Source organism: Arthrobacter sp. 01N444 (assembly GCF_056399305.1).
In genome coordinates, this window is the sequence record NZ_JBFTRB010000005.1 from 32021 (window position 1) to 50101 (window position 18081).

At 67.4% G+C, this 18081-nt stretch carries 18 protein-coding genes and 1 tRNA gene; 6 read left to right on the top strand and 13 right to left on the bottom strand.

Going from position 1 to position 18081, the window contains the following annotated elements:
* Positions 1-16 precede the first annotated feature (16 nt).
* The 3 genes from AC1DKN_RS07855 to AC1DKN_RS07865 form a co-directional block, all read right to left on the bottom strand.
* Positions 17-193, bottom strand: a complete 177-nt coding sequence (locus AC1DKN_RS07855) for a hypothetical protein (RefSeq protein WP_476857931.1) — start codon at positions 191-193, stop codon at positions 17-19.
* A gap of 236 nt (positions 194-429) precedes the next feature.
* Positions 430-1170, bottom strand: coding sequence for an HNH endonuclease family protein (locus tag AC1DKN_RS07860; RefSeq protein ID WP_476870945.1), 741 nt, complete (start codon positions 1168-1170; stop codon positions 430-432).
* Between the two features lie 148 nt (positions 1171-1318).
* Positions 1319-3064 (bottom strand): cellulase family glycosylhydrolase, encoded by a 1746-nt coding sequence (locus tag AC1DKN_RS07865; RefSeq protein ID WP_476870946.1) that lies wholly within the window; start codon positions 3062-3064, stop codon positions 1319-1321.
* A 190-nt stretch (positions 3065-3254) separates the two neighbouring features.
* On the opposite strand from AC1DKN_RS07865, the gene AC1DKN_RS07870 reads away from it, so the two are divergent.
* Positions 3255-4568, top strand: coding sequence for an MFS transporter (locus AC1DKN_RS07870; protein WP_476870947.1), 1314 nt, complete (start codon positions 3255-3257; stop codon positions 4566-4568).
* Here the strand turns inward: AC1DKN_RS07870 and AC1DKN_RS07875 are convergent.
* A complete protein-coding gene (locus AC1DKN_RS07875) occupies positions 4565-5038 on the bottom strand; it encodes a hypothetical protein (protein WP_476857935.1) in 474 nt (157 codons plus the stop codon). The genes AC1DKN_RS07870 and AC1DKN_RS07875 overlap by 4 nt on opposite strands.
* 86 nt (positions 5039-5124) lie before the next feature.
* On the opposite strand from AC1DKN_RS07875, the gene AC1DKN_RS07880 reads away from it, so the two are divergent.
* Together AC1DKN_RS07880 and AC1DKN_RS07885 are read left to right on the top strand one after the other, a co-directional pair.
* The gene (locus AC1DKN_RS07880) at positions 5125-6162 is read left to right on the top strand and encodes a hypothetical protein (protein WP_476870948.1); all 1038 of its coding nucleotides are present in this window, start codon (positions 5125-5127) and stop codon (positions 6160-6162) included.
* A 36-nt stretch (positions 6163-6198) separates the two neighbouring features.
* The gene (locus tag AC1DKN_RS07885; RefSeq protein WP_476870949.1) at positions 6199-6456 is read left to right on the top strand and encodes a hypothetical protein; all 258 of its coding nucleotides are present in this window, start codon (positions 6199-6201) and stop codon (positions 6454-6456) included.
* A 195-nt stretch (positions 6457-6651) separates the two neighbouring features.
* Here the strand turns inward: AC1DKN_RS07885 and AC1DKN_RS07890 are convergent, their stop codons facing one another.
* From AC1DKN_RS07890 to AC1DKN_RS07920, 7 genes are all read right to left on the bottom strand, one after another.
* Positions 6652-7497: an aldo/keto reductase gene (locus AC1DKN_RS07890; protein ID WP_028276361.1), complete on the bottom strand. Its 846-nt coding sequence runs from the start codon at positions 7495-7497 to the stop codon at positions 6652-6654.
* Positions 7498-7650: 153 nt separating this feature from the next.
* Positions 7651-8118 carry a hypothetical protein gene (locus AC1DKN_RS07895; RefSeq protein ID WP_243181865.1) on the bottom strand — a complete coding sequence of 156 codons (468 nt, stop codon included), beginning with the start codon at positions 8116-8118 and terminating at the stop codon, positions 7651-7653.
* 7 nt (positions 8119-8125) lie between these two features.
* Complete coding sequence (locus AC1DKN_RS07900) at positions 8126-8803, bottom strand: bacterial proteasome activator family protein (RefSeq protein ID WP_476870950.1); 678 nt, start codon at positions 8801-8803, stop codon at positions 8126-8128.
* Positions 8804-8971: 168 nt separating this feature from the next.
* Positions 8972-9163 (bottom strand): YbdD/YjiX family protein, encoded by a 192-nt coding sequence (locus AC1DKN_RS07905; protein ID WP_476870951.1) that lies wholly within the window; start codon positions 9161-9163, stop codon positions 8972-8974.
* 13 nt (positions 9164-9176) lie between these two features.
* Positions 9177-11516 (bottom strand): carbon starvation CstA family protein, encoded by a 2340-nt coding sequence (locus AC1DKN_RS07910; protein ID WP_476870952.1) that lies wholly within the window; start codon positions 11514-11516, stop codon positions 9177-9179.
* Between the two features lie 134 nt (positions 11517-11650).
* Positions 11651-12187, bottom strand: a complete 537-nt coding sequence (locus tag AC1DKN_RS07915) for a PadR family transcriptional regulator (protein WP_223914389.1) — start codon at positions 12185-12187, stop codon at positions 11651-11653.
* 178 nt (positions 12188-12365) lie between these two features.
* Positions 12366-13349 carry an NAD(P)H-quinone oxidoreductase gene (locus AC1DKN_RS07920; RefSeq protein WP_476870953.1) on the bottom strand — a complete coding sequence of 328 codons (984 nt, stop codon included), beginning with the start codon at positions 13347-13349 and terminating at the stop codon, positions 12366-12368.
* A 163-nt stretch (positions 13350-13512) separates the two neighbouring features.
* Between AC1DKN_RS07920 and AC1DKN_RS07925 the strand changes: the two genes are divergently transcribed.
* Together AC1DKN_RS07925 and AC1DKN_RS07930 are read left to right on the top strand one after the other, a co-directional pair.
* A tRNA-Ser gene (locus AC1DKN_RS07925) sits at positions 13513-13600 on the top strand.
* A 759-nt stretch (positions 13601-14359) separates the two neighbouring features.
* Positions 14360-14641, top strand: coding sequence for a hypothetical protein (locus AC1DKN_RS07930; RefSeq protein WP_476870954.1), 282 nt, complete (start codon positions 14360-14362; stop codon positions 14639-14641).
* A gap of 54 nt (positions 14642-14695) precedes the next feature.
* Here the strand turns inward: AC1DKN_RS07930 and AC1DKN_RS07935 are convergent, their stop codons facing one another.
* Positions 14696-15583, bottom strand: coding sequence for a helix-turn-helix transcriptional regulator (locus AC1DKN_RS07935; protein WP_476850606.1), 888 nt, complete (start codon positions 15581-15583; stop codon positions 14696-14698).
* Between the two features lie 232 nt (positions 15584-15815).
* Between AC1DKN_RS07935 and AC1DKN_RS07940 the strand changes: the two genes are divergently transcribed.
* Positions 15816-17090 (top strand): MFS transporter, encoded by a 1275-nt coding sequence (locus AC1DKN_RS07940; protein WP_476870955.1) that lies wholly within the window; start codon positions 15816-15818, stop codon positions 17088-17090.
* 261 nt (positions 17091-17351) lie between these two features.
* Here AC1DKN_RS07940 and AC1DKN_RS07945 read toward each other — a convergent pair whose 3' ends face one another.
* Positions 17352-17948 (bottom strand): PadR family transcriptional regulator, encoded by a 597-nt coding sequence (locus AC1DKN_RS07945; RefSeq protein WP_476870956.1) that lies wholly within the window; start codon positions 17946-17948, stop codon positions 17352-17354.
* Positions 17949-18081: the final 133 nt, after the last annotated feature.

Below are 18081 nucleotides of genomic sequence, written 5' to 3' on the forward strand. Positions count from 1 at the left end.
GGTGGATCCGGGAGGGTCAGGGGACGTCGGCCGCGGCGGAATCGCTGAAGTGTGGCGCCTGGCTCGGCGGGGGCAGGACATGGGGCTGGGCACGCTCGGCTCCGCGGCGTTGCGCGTTGTGGACCTCGAGGCGGTGACGGCCTGCGATGACGGAGCTTGGGCTGCTGCCGAGTAGCCGGCGCGGTTGTGCCATGGTTCCCCCATTACCGGGCACCCCAGCGGGCCCCCGGCTGTCATGCTACCGGCGTTTTCGTCCCGTGGGCACTATGGCATCCCGGAATGTTTCCGCAGGTCAGGGAGCAGAACGGGCCGACACCTTGGTGTACCGTCCTCAGGGACGGAAGCTGCTCGACGAGACGGAGGTTTGGTCGCGGGTTGGGCGCGGTTTAGGCGGCGCAGACGAAGGTAACCCTCAGGGATGCGGTGCCGCTATTTGCAGGTGGCGAGAATCCCGGCGATGGCGTCGTGCTCGGGACGGGTCATCCACAGTTTGTACTTGGCCTTCACAGCCGTCTGGCGGGCGACGTATTCGCACCGGAACGCCTTGTTGGCCGGGAGCCAGGCATCGGCCGAGGAGTCTGACTTCTGCTGGTTCGCGGGGCCGTCGGCGGACATCAGGTTCAGCGGATCGTTGGCGAGCTGGAGGCGCTGGCCGGCGCTGATCTGCTGGGCGCCGGTCTGCCAGGCCAGCGACAGGGGAATAATGTGGTCGATCTGGACGTCCGCCGAGTTCTCACCACGGGTGAAGGTGATGGTCTTGCCGGTGTATTTGTCGGCAAGCTTGCCGGAGGCGATGACGCAATCCCTGGTCCCGGGCTTGGTCGTCACGTCGGTGAGGTCACGGCGGAGCATGTCGTTGCGCGTGTCGCAGCCGTTGTGGTCCACATCGGACCAGGCGGGACCGAACTGCCCGCGGCTGTACCCGGTCTTTGGGGCCTTGCCCTTCACCGGGATGGACGCCAGCTGGGCTACGGCCGCGGCGGCCTCGCCCGGGTGCGCGGTGCCGGTGCCGGGAGCCTGGGACGCGGCCGCGCTGTGCACGGCGTCAGCGACTTTGGCGCCAACGTGGGCTGCGGCATCACAGCCGGCGAGGGAGCCTGCGAGAAGCAGGCCGGAAAGGACGGTCAGGGACTTGGTGGCGGCGGAGCGGGAGATGTTCATGCCTATCATGAGTGCGGCGAAAATGACCAGATTACCCGCACCCCGTTCCGCGCCCGCGCAGGCCGGAGCATGGAGTCGCTCACGTGCAGCTGTGGCCGCGGCTCCAATCTGCTTCTCGTCAACACGTTGCGCGGTGAGGGCGTCCTTGCACGGCCGGCTATTTCAGGGTGAGCACCGGGTTCACGGGAGCCTTCAGCGAATCCACCTGCAGGCCTACGGACAGTTTCTGGCCGGCGGCGACCTTGGAGGCCCAGTCCGAGCCGCTGCAGGTCACCGACACCTTGGGGAGTACCGTGCAGCTGATGCCCCAGGAGTTGGCCACCCGGGTGACGTTCGGATCGGGCCAGCTCACGCTCCAACCGGCCGCCGCCCGGAGGCCGGTGACCTCAATATTGGCCACGTAGCCGCCGGTCCATGAACTGCCGAGTTTCCAGACTGCGCTGATCGGCGCGCCCGATGTAGGGGTGGGAGACGGCGAGGGCGTCGGCGTGGCGGTCGGCGATACGGTCGGCGTCGCGGTGGCGGTCGGCGTCGCCGTGGCGGTGGCGGTCGGCGACGGCGTGGCGGTTGCGGTCGGCGTCGGGGTGCCGTTCAGGATGGGCGCGAGCGCGGCCAGTTTGGCGGCCTCCGGGGTGCGCCAGTCCGCCTGGACAAGGCCTCCGGTAATGCCGCTGTTCGGGTTGAACGCCCAATACGCGAAGCTCATGGAATTGGTCCCGAGGTAGGAGACGATCTTCTCCATCCACTGCTTGTCCGACGTGGTCTGCAGCGCGGTCCCGAACTCTCCGAGCAGAACCGGGGCGATGCCCTGCTTCTGGATGTAACCCCAGTTGGCATCCCACACGGCCGGCAGGTTGTTGGGGTAGGTAGGGTCGCTGAACCACTTCTGCGCAAACAGCGACGCCGGGTAGTCATGCGGGGAATAGACCACGCGGTTGGGCGTGGCCAGGGTGACCGGCTTGTTCTTGACGTCGGCCAGGCCGCCGCCCCACCAGGTGGAGGTGCCGTTGCCCTGGTTCTCGATGCCCTCAACGATGATCAGCAGGTTGGGGTTGGAGGCCAAGACGGCGTTGCCGCCGCGGGTGGCCGCGGCCTGCCAGTCGGTGGCCGCGGCGCCGCCCCACGTCGCCGCCCCGGCAGGCTCATTGTGAAGGTCGGCGCCGATGACGGTGGGTTCGTTCTTATAGCGGGCGGCGAGCATCTTCCAGTCAGCGATCCACTTCGACTCCGGGTAGGCGGAGGTGTACCAGAGCGGGGACTGGTCGGCCGAGGACGGCCGGTGCCGGTCCAGGATGATCTGCAGGCCGTTGGCCTTCGCGCGGGCGATCACGGTGTCCATCAGGACCAGGGGCGTCTTGCCCTCCAGCGCGTAGGCGCGGTTGGCCCAGTAGTTCAGGTTGCCCTTGATGGATGCCGCTGCCAGGCACTCGTTGGAGAACGGCAGGCGGACGGTGTTGAATCCCATCGATTTGATGTTGGCCAGGGCCTCGTCGATGGTCAGGGTTCCCCAGAGCCCGTGCGGCATGCAGTCGGTGGTTTCCATGCCGAACCAGGACGCGGCCTTGATCGTATACGGGGCGTTGTTCGAGTCCAGGATCCTCGCGCCAGAGGTGTGCAGCCAGCCGGTGGGCTGCGGCGTTGTGGCGGCAGAGGCCAGGGGAAGCGAGGCCGCGGCGACGCCGGTGAGGGCCAGTCCGGCAGCCACAGCGATGCCCAGAAGTGTGGCAGTCAGGCTCGGGCGCCTTCCCCCGGCGTGGAGTGGGGGATTCGAAAACGGTTTCACAGTTCCTCCGTGAGAATGGCGTGCAGGTGCGGCCTGGTTGGTGCGGCTCTTGGCGCGCGGGGCGGCACCGAGGATGAGGGCCCCTTCCGGCGGGTGCCGGTGGGTGCCGTCCGAGCTCATGGGTGTGTTGCCTTTCAGTCCGTCATTGTGGGTCCCCCCGGCCCGCACAATACGGATCGGCTCTCAAAAAGTACCAAGCTGCCGCCCAGAAAGAACCTCTTTGGCCAATATTTCCTTCGGCGCCTCGACCCCGCGACAGGCCCCTGACCTGCGTATTGTCTTTTTCCGGGCCGTCCGTCAGCCTTAGGAAATGGAACGGCCCCGGCGCAGGATGCCAGCCGGCCAGCAATACCCGCCGTCGCGGTCCGGCCAAACCGGGAATTGGCGGCACCGGCTGTGGGGCCCGGTTGTCGGCTTCGGCCTGGTCAGCCTCGCCGCGGACATGGTGTCCGACGGCGCCCGCCCGCTCGGCGGTCCCCTGCTGGCCCAGCTCGGTGCGTCCGCGCTGTTCGTCGGCCTCGTGACCGGCGCCGCCGAAGCCGCGTCCCAGGGACTCCGGCTGGTGTTCGGCCCCTGGGCGGACCGCACCGGGAAGTACTGGACTTTCACGATGGCCGGCTATGTGCTGACGGCGGTGTGCGTCCCGCTGCTGGCATTGACGCCGCTCGCCGGGACCGCCGGGATGGCCCTGGCGGCCGTGCTCATCATCGGAGACAGGGTCGGCAAAGCCGTCCGAAGCCCGGCGAAAACCGTGCTGCTCGCCACCGTCGCCGGGCCGGTTGGCCGGGGCCGCGGCTTCGCCGTCCACAAGTCCCTCGATCTGGCCGGGGCGCTCTTGGGCCCGCTGCTCGTCTCGGCGGTGCTGGTTACCACCGGCTCACTGCCGGCAGCCTTTGCGGTGCTCATCATTCCGGCGGCGGCGGCGCTGGCGATTCTCGTTTGGCTGCGCCGCCGCGTCCGGGATCCCGGCGCGGACAGGCCTGCGGCCGACCCCTCCGACCTGCCGGAGCCGCCCCGCGGGAAACCCGCCGGGCGGCCGCCGTCGGCGCTCTCCAGCGTCTTCATCTTGTTCGCGTTGGCCGGGTTCTTCTGGAGCGCCGGACTGGTCGCCTTCGGCGTCATCTCCTATCACCTGACGGCCGACGTGGCTGTCCCCGTTTCGGTGGTTCCGCTGCTGTACGCCGGCGCCATGGGGGCCGGCGCCGTCGGGGCCCTCGCCAGTGGTGTCCTTTACGACCGCGCCGGGGCGGCCGTGCTCCTGGCACTGCCCGTGATGATTATGGGGGTGCCCGTGCTGGCCCTGGCGCCGAGCGCCGGGCTCGTGCTCGGGGGCGTCCTGGTCTGGGGCGCCGCCACCGGCATCCAGGACTCCACGGTCAAGGCGTTGGTTGCCGATCTGGTGCCCCAACCCCGGCAGGGCACGGCGTACGGGGTGTTCGCGGCGTTCGAGGGCGCCGGCGCCTTGGCCGGCGGCGCCCTGTACGGGTCACTTTACGGCGCACGGCCGGCGCTCATCGCTGCCGTGGCCACACTGCAGGCAACGGCCTTCGTCCTGCTGCTCGTCACGCTGCACCGGGCCCGGCACGCATCACCTGGCCAAGGGCCCGCGGATGGGCTGACTTAGCGCGCCCAGACCGAGGCCGCGCCGGAATGTCCCGTGATGATGCTCTGGTAAATGAAGAAGCCCCCCGCGAGGGCGCCGGCAATCAGGACGGCTCCCCGGACAATCCGGTTGCTCCGAAGGCCGCCAAGGAACGCCAGGCGCCGGCCAAAGGGCTCGTAGGTGACTATCAACATTGCCGCGACCAGGACGAAGAAGATCACGGAAAGCACTTTGAGTACGTCACCTTCCTGGGCGTGCTCGTGGACCACCGCCGACGCCGGACGGACTTTCTCCAACTGCTCGCCTGCCTGCGCGGTCAGGAGTGTTACTGGCACCAGCCCCAGTGACAACACGCCCAGGGGCCAGGCCAAGTAGCCCCACCAGCGCCGTGCCACGGCATAAACGATGGCGGCAAGACCTGCGATGGGCGCTAATACCACTACGGCGTGGACGAGCAGGACATGGGCCGGGAGCCCACCAATTTCGATCAAGTGAAATCTCCTCCAGAACGTGACGGCACCGGGGCTGATGATGGGGCAGCGAACTCGCGGCGGGGCCAGACTCCTATGATTCTTGCATGGGATCGCGGGAACTAGCGGGCATTGCCGGACCGCTCTATGCATTGCCCTACGGGGATTTCGTGGCTGCTAGAACGGCGGCGGCCAAAGACGTCAGTTCCGCGGGCGTCACCGCCGCCGAGCAGCGTGCCCTGGCGGCCGCAGTCCGTGCCCTGCCCAAGCCGTCGGTGGCGGCGTGGGCGGTGAACATGCTGGCGGCGCACAGCCCCGAAATCCTGCGGGAGCTGGCTGTGCTGGGGACGTCGATGCAGGCCGCACAGGATGCCCTGGATGCAGCGGACCTCCGTCGCCTCGCCCAGCAGCGGCGCCAGCTCCTCGGCAGCACGGTGAAGGCGGCACAGGCCTTGGCGGCCCGGCACGGACGGGCCATCAGCGCCGCCGTCGCAACGGAAGTGGAGCAGACCCTGCGGGCCGCCACCGCCGATCCGGGGGCCGCCGCCGCCGTGCAAAGCGGCTGCCTGCTCCGGGCGCTCTCGGCGGACGGGGTCGACGTCGTCGATCTCGCCGGCGCAGTGGCTGTCCCGGGGAGCCATGCGGCGACGGCGCCCGGCACTGGAGCCGCGCCTGGAACGGCCAGCGTCCGCGGGACAGAACCAGCGCCCGGCGCCGGCGGGACAGAACCGGCGGACCGGACCGCACAGCGTGGCACAACTGCCGGCGGAAAGCCGACAACGGAACAACCCCGCCTCCGGGCCGTCGGCACGGCACGGATGACGCCCACGCCGTCGGCGGTGGAACGGGCGCGGGCCGCCCTGGAGGCGGCCGAAGTGGCCGCCGCGGAAGCCGACGAGGAGGCAGGCCGCGCGGCCGCGGAGCTGGCGGAGGCGGCGGCGGAAACCACCCTGCTGGCCGACGAGGTGCGCGAGCTCAGGCGGCGTCTGGACGCGGCAGAAGCCGGGCTCAAAACGGCCCGGAAGAATCACGAGCTGGCGGCGGCTTTGGCGCAGCAGACGGCACGGGCCGCCGACCGGCAGCGCCGCAAGGAAGTCCTGGCGCGGGAACGGGTGCTGCGGCTCGGCAACACGCCGGAGGAGTGAAGTCTTAGTGTCGGAGGTCAGTCGCACACTGGAATCATGGAGAACAACCAGAATTTCCAGCAGAGTTTCCGCCATGATATCGAGTCAGATTTTGAGGCGGATTTCAACAACGCACAGGACGGCGCACTGTATTTCGCGGTCACCTACCTGGACACCGACTGCGGCCGGATCCGCACCGAGAGCTTCGATGACGCTGCCGCCGCAGACCGCTTCGCCAGCCGCTGCGTTGCGGGCGAAGACGGCTGGGCCGTGGTCGATGCAATTCCGGCGAAAGAGCGCCGGGCCGCCGCCTGACTCCGGGGGCTTTCGGGACCGGCGCCTGTGTCCGGGCCGTCTATCTCCGAGCGCGTGGGATTGGCCGGTCACGGTCGCGGACGGCGGGAAGGTCGCGGACGGCGGGAAGGTGCCGGACGCCCGAAGGGCCTCCACCCCGTGCGGGGTGAAGGCCCTGTGCGAACGCCGGCTGGCTGCCGGCGTCTTGGGAGGTGCTTAGGCGAAGTCGGAGACGGCCGGATCCGGACCGATCCTGCCGGCATCTTCGGCGGAACGGTCCAGCCCGTTGATGGCCTGGATGTCGGTCTCGTCGAGGCTGACGTCCAAGGCCGCGTAGTTCTCGCGGATCCGGGACTCGGTCACCGACTTCGGGATGACCACGTTGCCGATGGCCAGGTGCCAGGCGATGACAACCTGGGCCGGGGTGGCGCCGTGCTTGGCGGCGATCTGGGCAATGACGGGGCTCTCGAGGAGCTCGCCGCCCTGGCCCAGCGGCGACCATGCCTGGGTGAGGATGCCCTTGGACGCGTTGAACTCGCGCAGGTCGGCCTGGCTGAAGAACGGGTGCAGTTCGACCTGGTTGATGGCCGGAACCACGCCGGTCTCATCGATCAGGCGCTGCAGGCCCTCCTTGGTGAAGTTGGAGACGCCAATGGTCTTGACCCGGCCCTGCTTCTGGAGCTCGATGAGCGCCTTCCAGGTGTCAACGTATTTGTCCTGCTTGGGCTGCATCCAGTGGATCAGGTACAGGTCCAGGGTCTCGAGGCCGAGCCGCTCCATGGATTCCTCGAACGCCTTCAGGGTGGACTCGTAGCCCTGGTCCGCGTTCCACAGCTTGGTGGTGATGAAAATTTCCTCGGGCTTGAGGCCGGAACGCTCGATGGCGCGGCCAACGCCTGCTTCGTTGCCGTAGATCTTTGCCGTGTCGATGTGGCGGAAGCCGGCCTCGAACGCCTGGACAACCACCTTTTCGGCCACGTCATCTTCAACCTGCCACACGCCGTAGCCAAGCTGGGGGATGGTGTTGCCGTCATTGAAAGTCAGTTCCGGTGAAAAAGTCATATAAGTATCCTGCCAACTTCGGCGCCCTCCGGCCAGCTACAGGGCGCCGCTAAGCTAGGCGCGTAACCGGGAATACCCGGGAATTTCGGGAAATATCGGGAACCCCAGCCATGCCGGGGCGGGCCTGTGCAAGAGACTAATTCGCGTAGCGGCTCAGGCTGGCGTCGGCCCGCCGCCGTCGGCTTCCGCAAGCCGCCGCTCGGCGTCGTGGACCTGTTCCAGCACGGAATCGGCGCGCCGCCGCACCGACGCGGCACCCGCCGGGACCGGCCCCACTGCGAGCCGGAGCATCGCGGCCGCCTCAGCCGTCATGGCCAGGGAGTTGCCAGCCGTCGACAGGGCGCGGTGGACCCCTGCTAGCGGCCCCGGGATATCCAATCCATTGCTGGGAAAGCGCCGCTGGGCCTCCACGCAGACCTGCCGGACCCGGGGCGCGAGCGCGGAGAGCTGATTGGCGATCTCGACGAGCTCGCCGTACAGGGCCTCGTCTTCGACCCCCTCAAGGACCTGGTGGTAGCGGTCAAGTCCGCGGTTGAACCGGTCGTGGGCGCGCCGCCAGAGCCCCTTGCCAAGTTCTGCGTCGTCCCTGCGGCCTTGCCGTGCTGCGCTGAAGAAGCCCAAGGTCGCGCTAAAGGTACTGGCCCGGGCCATGGTCAGGGTCCGCGGGTTCGGGCGGCTCGGGGGCCTCCGCGCCGTGACGCGGCGCGGAGGCGCGGACCGGTTCGCCGTTTTCCCCGATGATGACGCCCGGCGCGATCACGGTTCCGGGCGGCAGCTGGCGCAGCTGCATTTGGGCGTAGGTGTGCTCCCTGGCGGCGTGCTGCGCCGCGATGGCCGTCTGGATGCCGTGGAAGAGCCCCTCAAGCCAGCCGACCAGCTGGGCCTGGGCTATCCTCAGTTCCGCGTCGGAGGGGGTGGCGTTCTCCGGAAAGGGGAGGTTGATCCGTTCGAGCTCCTCAACGAGCTCCGGGGCCAGTCCGTCCTCGAGTTCCTTGATGGACCGGTCGTGGATTTCGGCCAGCCGTACGCGGGCCGCGTCGTCCAGGGGCGCGGACTTCACTTCGTCCAGCAACTGCTTGACCATCGTGCCGATCCGCATGACCTTCGCGGGCTGGTCCACGAGGTCCTGAAGTTCGCTGCCCCGGGGCGGCCTGGGCCCGGCACCGGCTCCACCGGCGCGGCCGGGCGGCACTGCAGCCGGTGGCGCCAGGGGCGTCCCGGGCAGGGCGTCATCCACGGGTGTGCCTTCGACGGGCTCGTCGTCGGCAGTTTGGGCGCTGGGCTGAGTGTCGTGCTGATCGCTCATGGCTTCATACTCTCACGCGCCGGGCGGCCCGGACCCGGCGTCCGCCGGGAGCGGAGGGGCGGCGTCGGACACCGTTGTGCCCCACGCCGCCCTCCCCCGGCCGGGCCAGCTGCCCAGCATCAGCCGCTCAGCAGCACCGTTCAGCAGCACCAGCTCAACAACACCGGCTCAGCAGCACCGCCCTTGCGGGTTGGTGTCCTGCCGGTCGGTCCGGTCACGCCAGAAGTCCCGCTCGGTGAGGGGCGGGCTGGTGTGCCCGGCGGCCTCATGGTGCTCCAGGTACTTCTTGTAGGCATCGGCGCCCAGCACACCGCCGAGGTACCCGGCAAACCCGCGGAACCCCGCGAGGACCGCGTTCACACCCGGCCCCGCATCAGTGGTGCCCGGACTTTTCGAGCCGGTCGCCGGCCGGGAGCTGGTTCCACTCAGCCACGAGGTCACGCTCCGCCGCTGTGGGGACAAACCCTGCCGGGGCGAAGACACGGGAGGCCCGGGCGGGGTCTTCGTTCTCGGCGTTGGGGAGCCCCGCGGCCGTGTTCCGCAGGGCCTTGATGGTCGCCATCCCAGCCGTGACGATGACGACGATGCTCAGCACCACGAAGATGATCGACAGCCATCCCTGGATCATGGTGTTGCGGACCACGGCCTCCATGGCGGCCTGGGTCTTGGCGGTTCCGAAGGACGTCTTGCCGTCCGCAAGAGCCTTGGCGAAGGCTGCGTTGTTGGCGAAGTAGCCCACCGCCGGAACGGGCGAGAAGATCTTGTAGAAGCTCGCCGTGATGGTCACGACGGCGGCGAACGCCAGCGGCGCCGCCACGATCCACAGGTACTTCGGGGCGGTGCGCTTGGCGGCAATGGCCAGGCAGACCGAGAGGGCGATGGCCGCCAGCAGCTGGTTGGCGATGCCGAACAGCGGGAACAGGGTGTTGATGCCGCCCAGCGGGTCGGTGACGCCCATGATCAGGACCGCGCCCCATGCGGCCACCATGATGGCCGTGCAGAGCCAGGCACCCGGGCGCCAGGAGTGTTCCTTGAACTTCGGGACGAAGTTGCCGATCGAGTCCTGGAGCATGAACCGGGCAACGCGGGTGCCGGCGTCGACGGCCGTGAGGATGAAGAGGGCCTCAAACATGATGGCGAAGTGGTACCAGAAGGCCATCATCGCCGTGCCGCCGATGAACTGCTGCATGATGTGGGCAAGGCCTACGGCGAGGGTGGGCGCGCCGCCCGAACGCGACACGATGCTTTGCTCCCCCACGTCCTTGGCCGTCTGCGCGAGATCACCGGCCGTGATGTTGACGCCGGACAGGCCCAGGCTGTTGACCCACGCGGCCGCGGTCTCGACGGTCCCGCCGGTCAGCGCCACGGGGGCGTTCATGGCGAAGTAGATGCCGCGGTCAATGGAGATTGCGGCCACGAGGGCCATGATGGCCACGAAGGATTCCATGAGCATGCCGCCATAGCCGATCAGGCGCGTCTGGCGCTCCTTCTCGATCAGCTTCGGTGTGGTGCCGGAGGCGATCAGCGCGTGGAACCCGGACAGCGCGCCGCAAGCGATCGTGACGAAAAGGAACGGGAACAGGGCGCCGGAAAACACGGGACCGTTGTCCCGGCCGGCGAACTCGCTGAAGGCCGGCACGGTGATTTCGGGGCGGACCACGATGATGGCCAGCGCCAGCATCACAATCACGCCGATCTTCATGAACGTGGAGAGGTAGTCGCGGGGGGCCAGGAGGAGCCAGACGGGCAGGATGGCTGCGATGAAGCCGTAGATGATGAGGCCCCAGGCGATGGTGACCTTGTCCAGGTGGAAGAACGCGGCACCCCATTCGGTGCCCGCCACCGCGCCGCCGCCGATGATGGCGGCCATGAGCAGCACGAAACCGATCAGGGACACCTCCATGACCTTGCCCGGCCGGATGAAGCGCAGGTACACGCCCATGAAGAGGGCGATCGGGATGGTCATGCCCACCGAGAAGACGCCCCAGGGGCTCTCGCCGAGGGCGTTGACAACCACCAGGGCGAGGATGGCGACGATGATCACCATGATGAGCAGGGTTGCGATGAGGGCGGCCGTGCCGCCGACGACGCCGAGTTCCTCGCGGGCCATCTGGCCCAGGGACCGGCCCCCGCGGCGCATGGAGAAGAACAGGACGAGGTAGTCCTGGACGGCGCCGGCAAGGACGACGCCGATGATGATCCAGATCGTGCCGGGCAGGTAGCCCATCTGGGCCGCGATGACCGGGCCCACCAGGGGGCCGGCGCCGGCGATGGCGGCGAAGTGGTGGCCGAAGAGGACGTTGCGGTCCGTCCGGACGTAGTCCTTGCCGTCGGCCTTGTATTCGGCCGGGGTGGCACGGCGGTCGTTGGGCTTGGTCAGGTAACGCTCAATGACCTTGGAGTAGAAGCGGTAGCCGATCAGGTAGGTGCAGACGGAGGCGAACACAAACCAGATGGCATTGACGGTCTCGCCGCGGATGATGGCGAGCATGAACCAGGCGATCCCGCCCAGCAGCGCAATGGCCGCCCACAGCGCGATCTTGGCGGGCGTCCAGGCGCGGTCCGCGGCGTCGCGGACCGACTCATCCACCGACGTCGGCGGGAGGGACGGGTCCGGAACGACCCCGTCGTCGAGTTGCGCGGTGCCACGCGCGCTGCCCTGCGTGAGGTTGTTTGTGCTTTCGCGTTGTGTGCCATCTGGCATTGTGCCCATGTCTCCTCCTTGAGAAACCCAGCTGGGCAGTCCACCGGTACAGAACTGCCCTCCGGCACCCTACCAATGCGGGCGGGTCCCGGTCGGGTCCCTGCGCCCGGCGGTGTGGATTGCGCGACGAGCGGTCGGCCCGGCTACGCCCGGAGGTTGCTGAGCTGCACGAGGCGGGCCTCGCAGAGGTCCAGCCAGCGCACCTCGGCTTCGGTCTGGAAGATGAGGGAATCCAGCACCAGGAGCCTGGCGGTGTCGGCCGGGCGCTGAAGCGCGGCCGTGTCGCGGCGGGACTTGGTGTAGTCCTGCAGCGCGCGGATGGAGACCGTCCGCTGGGCCTGGATGATGGCGCCGACGTCTGTCCCGGGAATTGTGAGGCCGAGGGCGAGCTTGATGGCCAGTTCATTCCGGGGCGGATTCGCGCGGGATACCGGGGCCGTGAACCAGGAGCCGACTTCGGTCCGGCCGGCCGTGGTGATGCTGTAGATGACGTGCCCGTCGCCGTCGCCGCCGTCTTTGCGGACCAGCCCGTCGCGTTCCAGCCGGTCCAGGGTGGTGTAGACCTGTCCGATGTTCAGCGGCCAGGAGGACCCGGTGCGGTCCTCGAATTCGGTCCTGAGCTGGTACCCGTAGCGCGGGCGGTCCTGCAAGAGGGCGAGGAGACTGTGACGGATAGACATGGCGCCCCCCGGAATCGCTAAGTCACGAAATCACACAGCATACACGCGCCCCAAGACGCGTGTATACCGCGTATGGAACCACGCTATCGTCTTTGGTGTCCTTGCCGCAAAACAGCGCATGCCCCGTACGGAATAAGTCGGCCCGGACCTGCGGTTTCAGGCCGGATCCGGCACCCCGCTACATGACCAGCAGGACCTTGCCCACGTGGTCGCCGGAGTCGAAGTAGGTGTGTGCGGCGGCGACCTGGTCCAGCGGGAAGCTCTTGGCCACAAGGGGCCGGATCCTGCCATCGGTCAGCATCGGCCACACGGCGTCGCGGACGGCGTTCATGATCACGGTCTTTTCCTCGACCGGGCGGGGACGCAGCGCGGTGGCGATGATGGCGGCCCGCTTCCGCAGCAGCTGCCCAAGGTCCAGTTCCGCTTTGGCTCCGCCCTGGAGCCCGATCACCACAAGGCGTCCGTAGTCAGCGAGCGCATCGATGTTTTGCGCGAGGTACTTGGCCCCGACGACGTCGAGGATCACGTCCGCGCCCTTGCCGCCGTTCTGCGCGCGCAGGCTCACCGGGAAGTCCTCCTCCGCGTAGTTGATGGCGATGTCCGCACCGAGGAAGGCCTTGGCTGTGCCGACTTTTTCCGCGTTGCCGGCCGTCGTGGCCACCCGGGCGCCGATGGCCTTCGCGAGCTGGATGGCCATGGTGCCAATCCCGCCCGTGGCACCGTGGATCAGGACCGTCTCGCCCGGCTGCAGCTGCGCCGTCATGATCAGGTTGGAGTAGACCGTCGCGGCGACCTCCGGCAGGGATGCGGCCGTGACCAGATCCACGCCGTCGGGAATCCTCAGAACCTGCCCGGCGGGAACGGCCACCTTCTGGGCGTAGCCGCCGCCGGCGAGCAGCGCCACCACCTTGTCCCCCACGGAGAACGCCTTGGTGACGCCCGGGCCGAAGCCTGCAATCCTGCCGGAAACCTCCAGCCCCGGGATCTCGGAGGCACCCGGGGGCGGCGGGTAGAACCCCTTGCGCTGCTGAACGTCGGCACGGTTCAGGCCCGCGGCCACGACGTCGATCAGCACCTCGCCGGGGCCCGCCACGGGGGCTTCGACCTCACGGACTTCCAGGACCTCGGGTCCGCCGGGCTCTGAGATATAGACAGCCTTCATGGAGCACTCCCGATTCCTAACTGGCCCCGCGCACTTGCAGCACGATCACCAGGTCCGTTCAACATCTCTCCCCAGAATAGGGCGGGGAGTTGCCCGCGCCCGCAAGCGCTGCGTGTTTTTGGTTTTTGTGGCAGCCGACTGCCTATGAAAGACTACTCGTTAGGGAAGGTTGTCCGAGCGGCCGATGGAGCTGGTCTTGAAAACCAGTGTGCGGTGACCCCGTACCAAGAGTTCGAATCTCTTACCTTCCGCGGGAGCGCAGATCTTGCGCGGTTCAGAGGCCGGCCCGGGGCGATCGAAAGATCGTTCCGGCCGGCCTTACTCGTCTCCGCCCCGGAGTGAAACTCCCGACCGGCCCAAGAATCATCAGCTGTCAGTGTTGGCCGTGTTGGCGGCCAACTGGCAGCCCAAGGTAACGGTTCAGCACCGTCTTTCAGACCTGACAATAACTTCCGGCCGCATACCTGATACTGAGGTCTCGAGCGGGATAATCACCCCGCCGTCGCAAATATTGGGGGAACAATTAAGTGGGTCTCAACCGCACCGGGTTTTACGCGCATGTCACAATGGCGGGCATTGCGCTCAGCCTCGTCCTTGCCGGATGTGCATCACGGCCAGGAACTGATCCTGCCGCTGCCGCTCCGCGCTCGACCACAGGGTCCACGGCTGGGGCCGCGCCGACCGTGACGGCCATACCAACCGCCACTCCAGCACCGGTGGCGCCGACCGCCAGCGCGGCACCCCCGGTGGCGGCGCCTGCCCCGTCAGCGAAGCCTGCAGCACCTGCGCGGAAGACGTTCACTTTCCCGGATGGCCACATTTCCTTCACGTATCCGTCGACCTGGACCGTGCGCACGGTCCTCCCGCCTGCCCGAACCGTCCCCGGCGTTGAAGCGATCGTTTCCGATGGCGCCGGCAACGATCTGCTCTCACTACAAAATGGCTTTACCACTGGTTGCGCAGCTGCGCCCACCTCCCGCGAAGTGTTCGATAAGGGGCAGGCTCCGGGAATGACCGCACCGGACGGCACTAAACCCGTTTTTGGGTTCGCCGTGGAATCCTCTTCGACCCGCGATTTTTACGGAATGGGTCTCCGCGACCCTCGATACCTGGAGCAGGGCAAAGGCGTCACCTCCAGCTGCGGGCTCCTCGCCACGGGGAACGGCGGGCTCACCACGAGTGTTCTTTTCAACGACCCCGCGTTCCCGACCCGGACCGCCGCTAAGGCCTGGATGGCAACAGACCAATACGCCCAGCTCAAGGCGCTGCTCATCAGCCTGAACTACGTCTAAGGCAACTCCGGCGCCGGGTAACACGCTCTCTGGCGGCACGGAACTTTCCCTCCTTCAGCTGGTTGCCCGGCGCCGTTCGATCGTGGCGTCGTCGCTTGCACTCCAGCTGGCGAGGAGGTGCAGCCGTTCCGCTGAGGGCGAGCCCGGCTCGGCGGTGTAGACCAAGAGGACCAGGCCCGGTTCCGCGGTGATCGCCAGTTCCTCGTAGGCCAGCGTGAGTTCGCCGGCCACGGGGTGGTGAAAGCGTTTCGTGCCGGACCCGTGAGTCCGCACATTATGGGCGCCCCACAGTGTCCGAAACGTCTCGCTGCGGGTCGACAGTTCGCCGACCAGGTCCTGCATGGTGCGGTCGTGGGGGTCGCGGCCGGCTTCAGCGCGCATGATGCCGACGCACATTTCGCCGAACAAGTCCCAGTCGGGGTAGAAGTCGCGCGAGGCGGGGTCGAGGAACTGGAACCGCGCCAAGTTAGGGGTGCGGCCGCCGTCCCCGATCACCGGAGAGTAGAACGCCCGGCCCAACGCGTTCGTCGCGAGCAGGTTCTGGTACGGGTCGCGAACGAATGCGACGCCCTCGGTGATCGCTTCCAGCGCCCACTGCAGGCTCAGACGCGCCCCTGCCTGGACGGTCGCGCGCCTGCGCGACCGTCCAGAGGTCGGGATGCCGTCTGCGGCGCGGGCCAGATCGAACAAGTGGGCACGCTCGGTGTCGTCAAGCCGGAGGGCACGGGAGATGGATTCGAGCACGGACGAGGACGCACCGGCGATCGAACCGCGCTCCAGCTTGGCGTAATACTCCACGCTGACGTCGGCGAGGACCGCAACTTCGCTGCGCCTCAATCCGGCCACCCGTCGGTTCGAGCCTGCCGCAAGGCCCGCTTGTTCCGGCGTCAGTCGTGCACGGCGCGACATCAGGAACTCACGCACTTCACCCCGGTTATCCATGCATCAAGGGTAAATCGCTGCGGCCAAACAAGGGGTTCCCTCCCGGTACACGTCTCACCGGGGACTCCCCCGCCCGCGGAAATCGGGCTTGACTGGCCAGAGGGTTGAGCTGTGCTTCGCGGCCTGCGGAACGGTCGACGACGTCGGGCGAGGCGCCGCTTCCGGTGGCTACGCAGCCACGCTTGACCAACCCCAACGCTGAGGCATTACCGCCACCCACGAAAGGACCCGCATGACGACCGCCCCCACCCGAACACCGGCACAGGAAGCCAGTGCCTTGGTCGACGCCACACCAGAGGGCAGCGCACAAGAAAACAGAGAACAAGAAGACAATGCACAAGAAGACAACGCACAGCAAAGACTGCCCCTGACCGCACTGGTGGTCCTGGCCGCCATGGGATTTATCCTCGTCGCCACCGAGACGATGCCCGCCGGCCTGCTTCCTGTCATTGCCGCCGGCCTCCACACCGGCGAAGGTACGGTGGGTCTGTTGGTCAGCGCGTACGCCCTCGGAACGGTCATCGTCACCATCCCCGCGATCATGCTGACGCGTGGCATGCGACGAAAGCCGCTGCTGCTCGGCGGTATCGCCGGTCTCGTGCTTGCCACCACGGTCACCGCAGTCTCACCTGATGTGACGTTGTCACTCGTGTCACGATTCTTTGCGGGCGCGTTCTCGGGAATCATCTGGGGAATGCTCGCCGCTTACGGGCGCCGCATCAGCCCGCCCCGGCACGCAGGGTTGTCCTTGGCCATCGTGTCCACCGGGGCGCCCCTCGGATTCGCGTTCGGCACCCCACTCGGCGCCTGGATCGGAACAGCTTTCGATTGGCGCTGGTCCTTCGGTGCCCTGTCCGTCCTCGGGATCATCGTGGCTGCGCTGGTCCTGGGATGCGTCCCCGACGCCGCCGGCCAACCGCGGGCGTCACGGCTCCCCCTGGGCCGGGTGTTCAAGATCCCCGGCGTCGCCGTCATCCTGGCCGTCATCGTCGCCTGGATGCTCGCCCATAGCACCATCTACACCTACATCGCCCCCTACCTCCGGGCCACCGGCACCGGCCTCTCCGCCAGCCTGGTCCTGCTGGTCTACGGCATCGCGTCCGTCGTCGGGGTCGCCGTCACCGGTGCGCTGCTGGACCGCCACCCGAGGCCCCTCCTTCACCTCAGCGTCACCGTGTTCGTCGCTTCCGGACTCATTCTGCTGACCGGACATGCATCGGCAATGGCCATCCTGATCGCCGCCGCGCTCTGGGGCCTCACCTTCGGCGGCGCATCAGCCCAGGTCCAGGGACCACTCACCACCGCCGGAGGCGACAACGCCGACGTCGCCAATGCATTCCTCCCGGTCGCCTTCAACCTGGCTATCTTCGGCGCGGGCATTCTCGGCGCGATTCTCCTGACGCCATTCGACGGGCTGGTGCTCCCGGTCGTCATGATCGCCCTCGGCATCACCGCCCTGCTGCTCACCCTGTACGGCCGACGCTCGGCATTCCCGCGCCGGCTCTGACTGGCTATTGGTGCCAAGAACAGCTACGGCAATGATCCCCGGAACGTTCCGGGCTGACCGGTGTCCATGCCTTGCGACAATGGTGACGGGACAAGAACGGCCGGCTGGTAGGCCGGCCGTTCCGGTTTCTCCTCGGCAAAGGAAACGGATTCAGCCCAGCTGAATCCTTCTTGTCCTGCGTCCAGGCCGCGATGGAGGTTGTTGCCCCTGGTTAGCGCGGCACGGTTCCGCAGCTGGTGAGTGGTTGCTGTGCCCCTAGCCTCAGGCGCCTGCTTCCGCTCCGTAAAGCCTGTCGAGCAGCCGCAATCCCCGGTGCGTCCAGGAAATTTCGGCTTCAGAATCGAGAATCAGCCCCTCGTAGGCATAGCGTTTGAAAGCCCGGGTACCTTCTCGGTCCTCCGGTGCCATTTTCTCGAGCCGACGGTTAAGTATGGGGAAGGCGCCGGAGTCGATCTGGTAAAGGATTTTCTCCCATCCTTGGATCTGGTCACTGTGGTGCTCTATATGCGCCCGAAGCTGTGCCCGAGCTGCCGAGGGCTCCGCGGTTTCCATGTAAGTCGCACGCAGGCGGACCTGGTCGCGCTCAGGCTGATAGGTGTTGGGTGTGTTCATCCAGGCCGCAAAGGCCTCTTTCCCTGACGCCGTGATGTGGTAACGGCGTTTGGTTCCGGAGCGACCGCCCGGCATCTCCTCCCCCTCAAGGAGCCATTCACGTTCCATCTTGCGCAGTTCGGGATAAATCTGGGAGTCAGGCGCGTACCAGACATGGCCGACCGAGGCCTCAAAGTGCTTGTACAGGTCGTAACCAGACATCGCGTCGGCCTCGAGGATGGCCAGCAGTGCGTAACGCAGACTCATTGAACTCCTAGTGGTGGCGGTGCTGCGACGTCGGTTGTAGCGTCTCGCTCCGGCCAGGCCACTTTAGCCCCTATGGGTCCTGTGCACCCCTGGCTGAAGGTAAGCGCGGAACCATCGAAAGATCGTTCGGGCC

Bases quoted from the DNA above. Each gene is read 5' to 3' on its own strand.
- AC1DKN_RS07855 (WP_476857931.1), bottom strand. From the start codon at position 193: ATGGCACAACCGCGCCGGCTACTCGGCAGCAGCCCAAGCTCCGTCATC.
- AC1DKN_RS07930 (WP_476870954.1), top strand. From the start codon at position 14,360: ATGACCGCACCGGACGGCACTAAACCCGTTTTTGGGTTCGCCGTGGAA.
- AC1DKN_RS07860 (WP_476870945.1), bottom strand. From the start codon at position 1,170: ATGATAGGCATGAACATCTCCCGCTCCGCCGCCACCAAGTCCCTGACC.
- AC1DKN_RS07935 (WP_476850606.1), bottom strand. From the start codon at position 15,583: ATGGATAACCGGGGTGAAGTGCGTGAGTTCCTGATGTCGCGCCGTGCA.
- AC1DKN_RS07940 (WP_476870955.1), top strand. From the start codon at position 15,816: ATGACGACCGCCCCCACCCGAACACCGGCACAGGAAGCCAGTGCCTTG.
- AC1DKN_RS07900 (WP_476870950.1), bottom strand. From the start codon at position 8,803: ATGAGCGATCAGCACGACACTCAGCCCAGCGCCCAAACTGCCGACGAC.
- AC1DKN_RS07945 (WP_476870956.1), bottom strand. From the start codon at position 17,948: ATGAGTCTGCGTTACGCACTGCTGGCCATCCTCGAGGCCGACGCGATG.
- AC1DKN_RS07890 (WP_028276361.1), bottom strand. From the start codon at position 7,497: ATGACTTTTTCACCGGAACTGACTTTCAATGACGGCAACACCATCCCC.
- AC1DKN_RS07885 (WP_476870949.1), top strand. From the start codon at position 6,199: ATGGAGAACAACCAGAATTTCCAGCAGAGTTTCCGCCATGATATCGAG.
- AC1DKN_RS07910 (WP_476870952.1), bottom strand. From the start codon at position 11,516: ATGGGCACAATGCCAGATGGCACACAACGCGAAAGCACAAACAACCTC.
- AC1DKN_RS07915 (WP_223914389.1), bottom strand. From the start codon at position 12,187: ATGTCTATCCGTCACAGTCTCCTCGCCCTCTTGCAGGACCGCCCGCGC.
- AC1DKN_RS07880 (WP_476870948.1), top strand. From the start codon at position 5,125: ATGGGATCGCGGGAACTAGCGGGCATTGCCGGACCGCTCTATGCATTG.
- AC1DKN_RS07865 (WP_476870946.1), bottom strand. From the start codon at position 3,064: ATGAGCTCGGACGGCACCCACCGGCACCCGCCGGAAGGGGCCCTCATC.
- AC1DKN_RS07920 (WP_476870953.1), bottom strand. From the start codon at position 13,349: ATGAAGGCTGTCTATATCTCAGAGCCCGGCGGACCCGAGGTCCTGGAA.
- AC1DKN_RS07870 (WP_476870947.1), top strand. From the start codon at position 3,255: ATGGAACGGCCCCGGCGCAGGATGCCAGCCGGCCAGCAATACCCGCCG.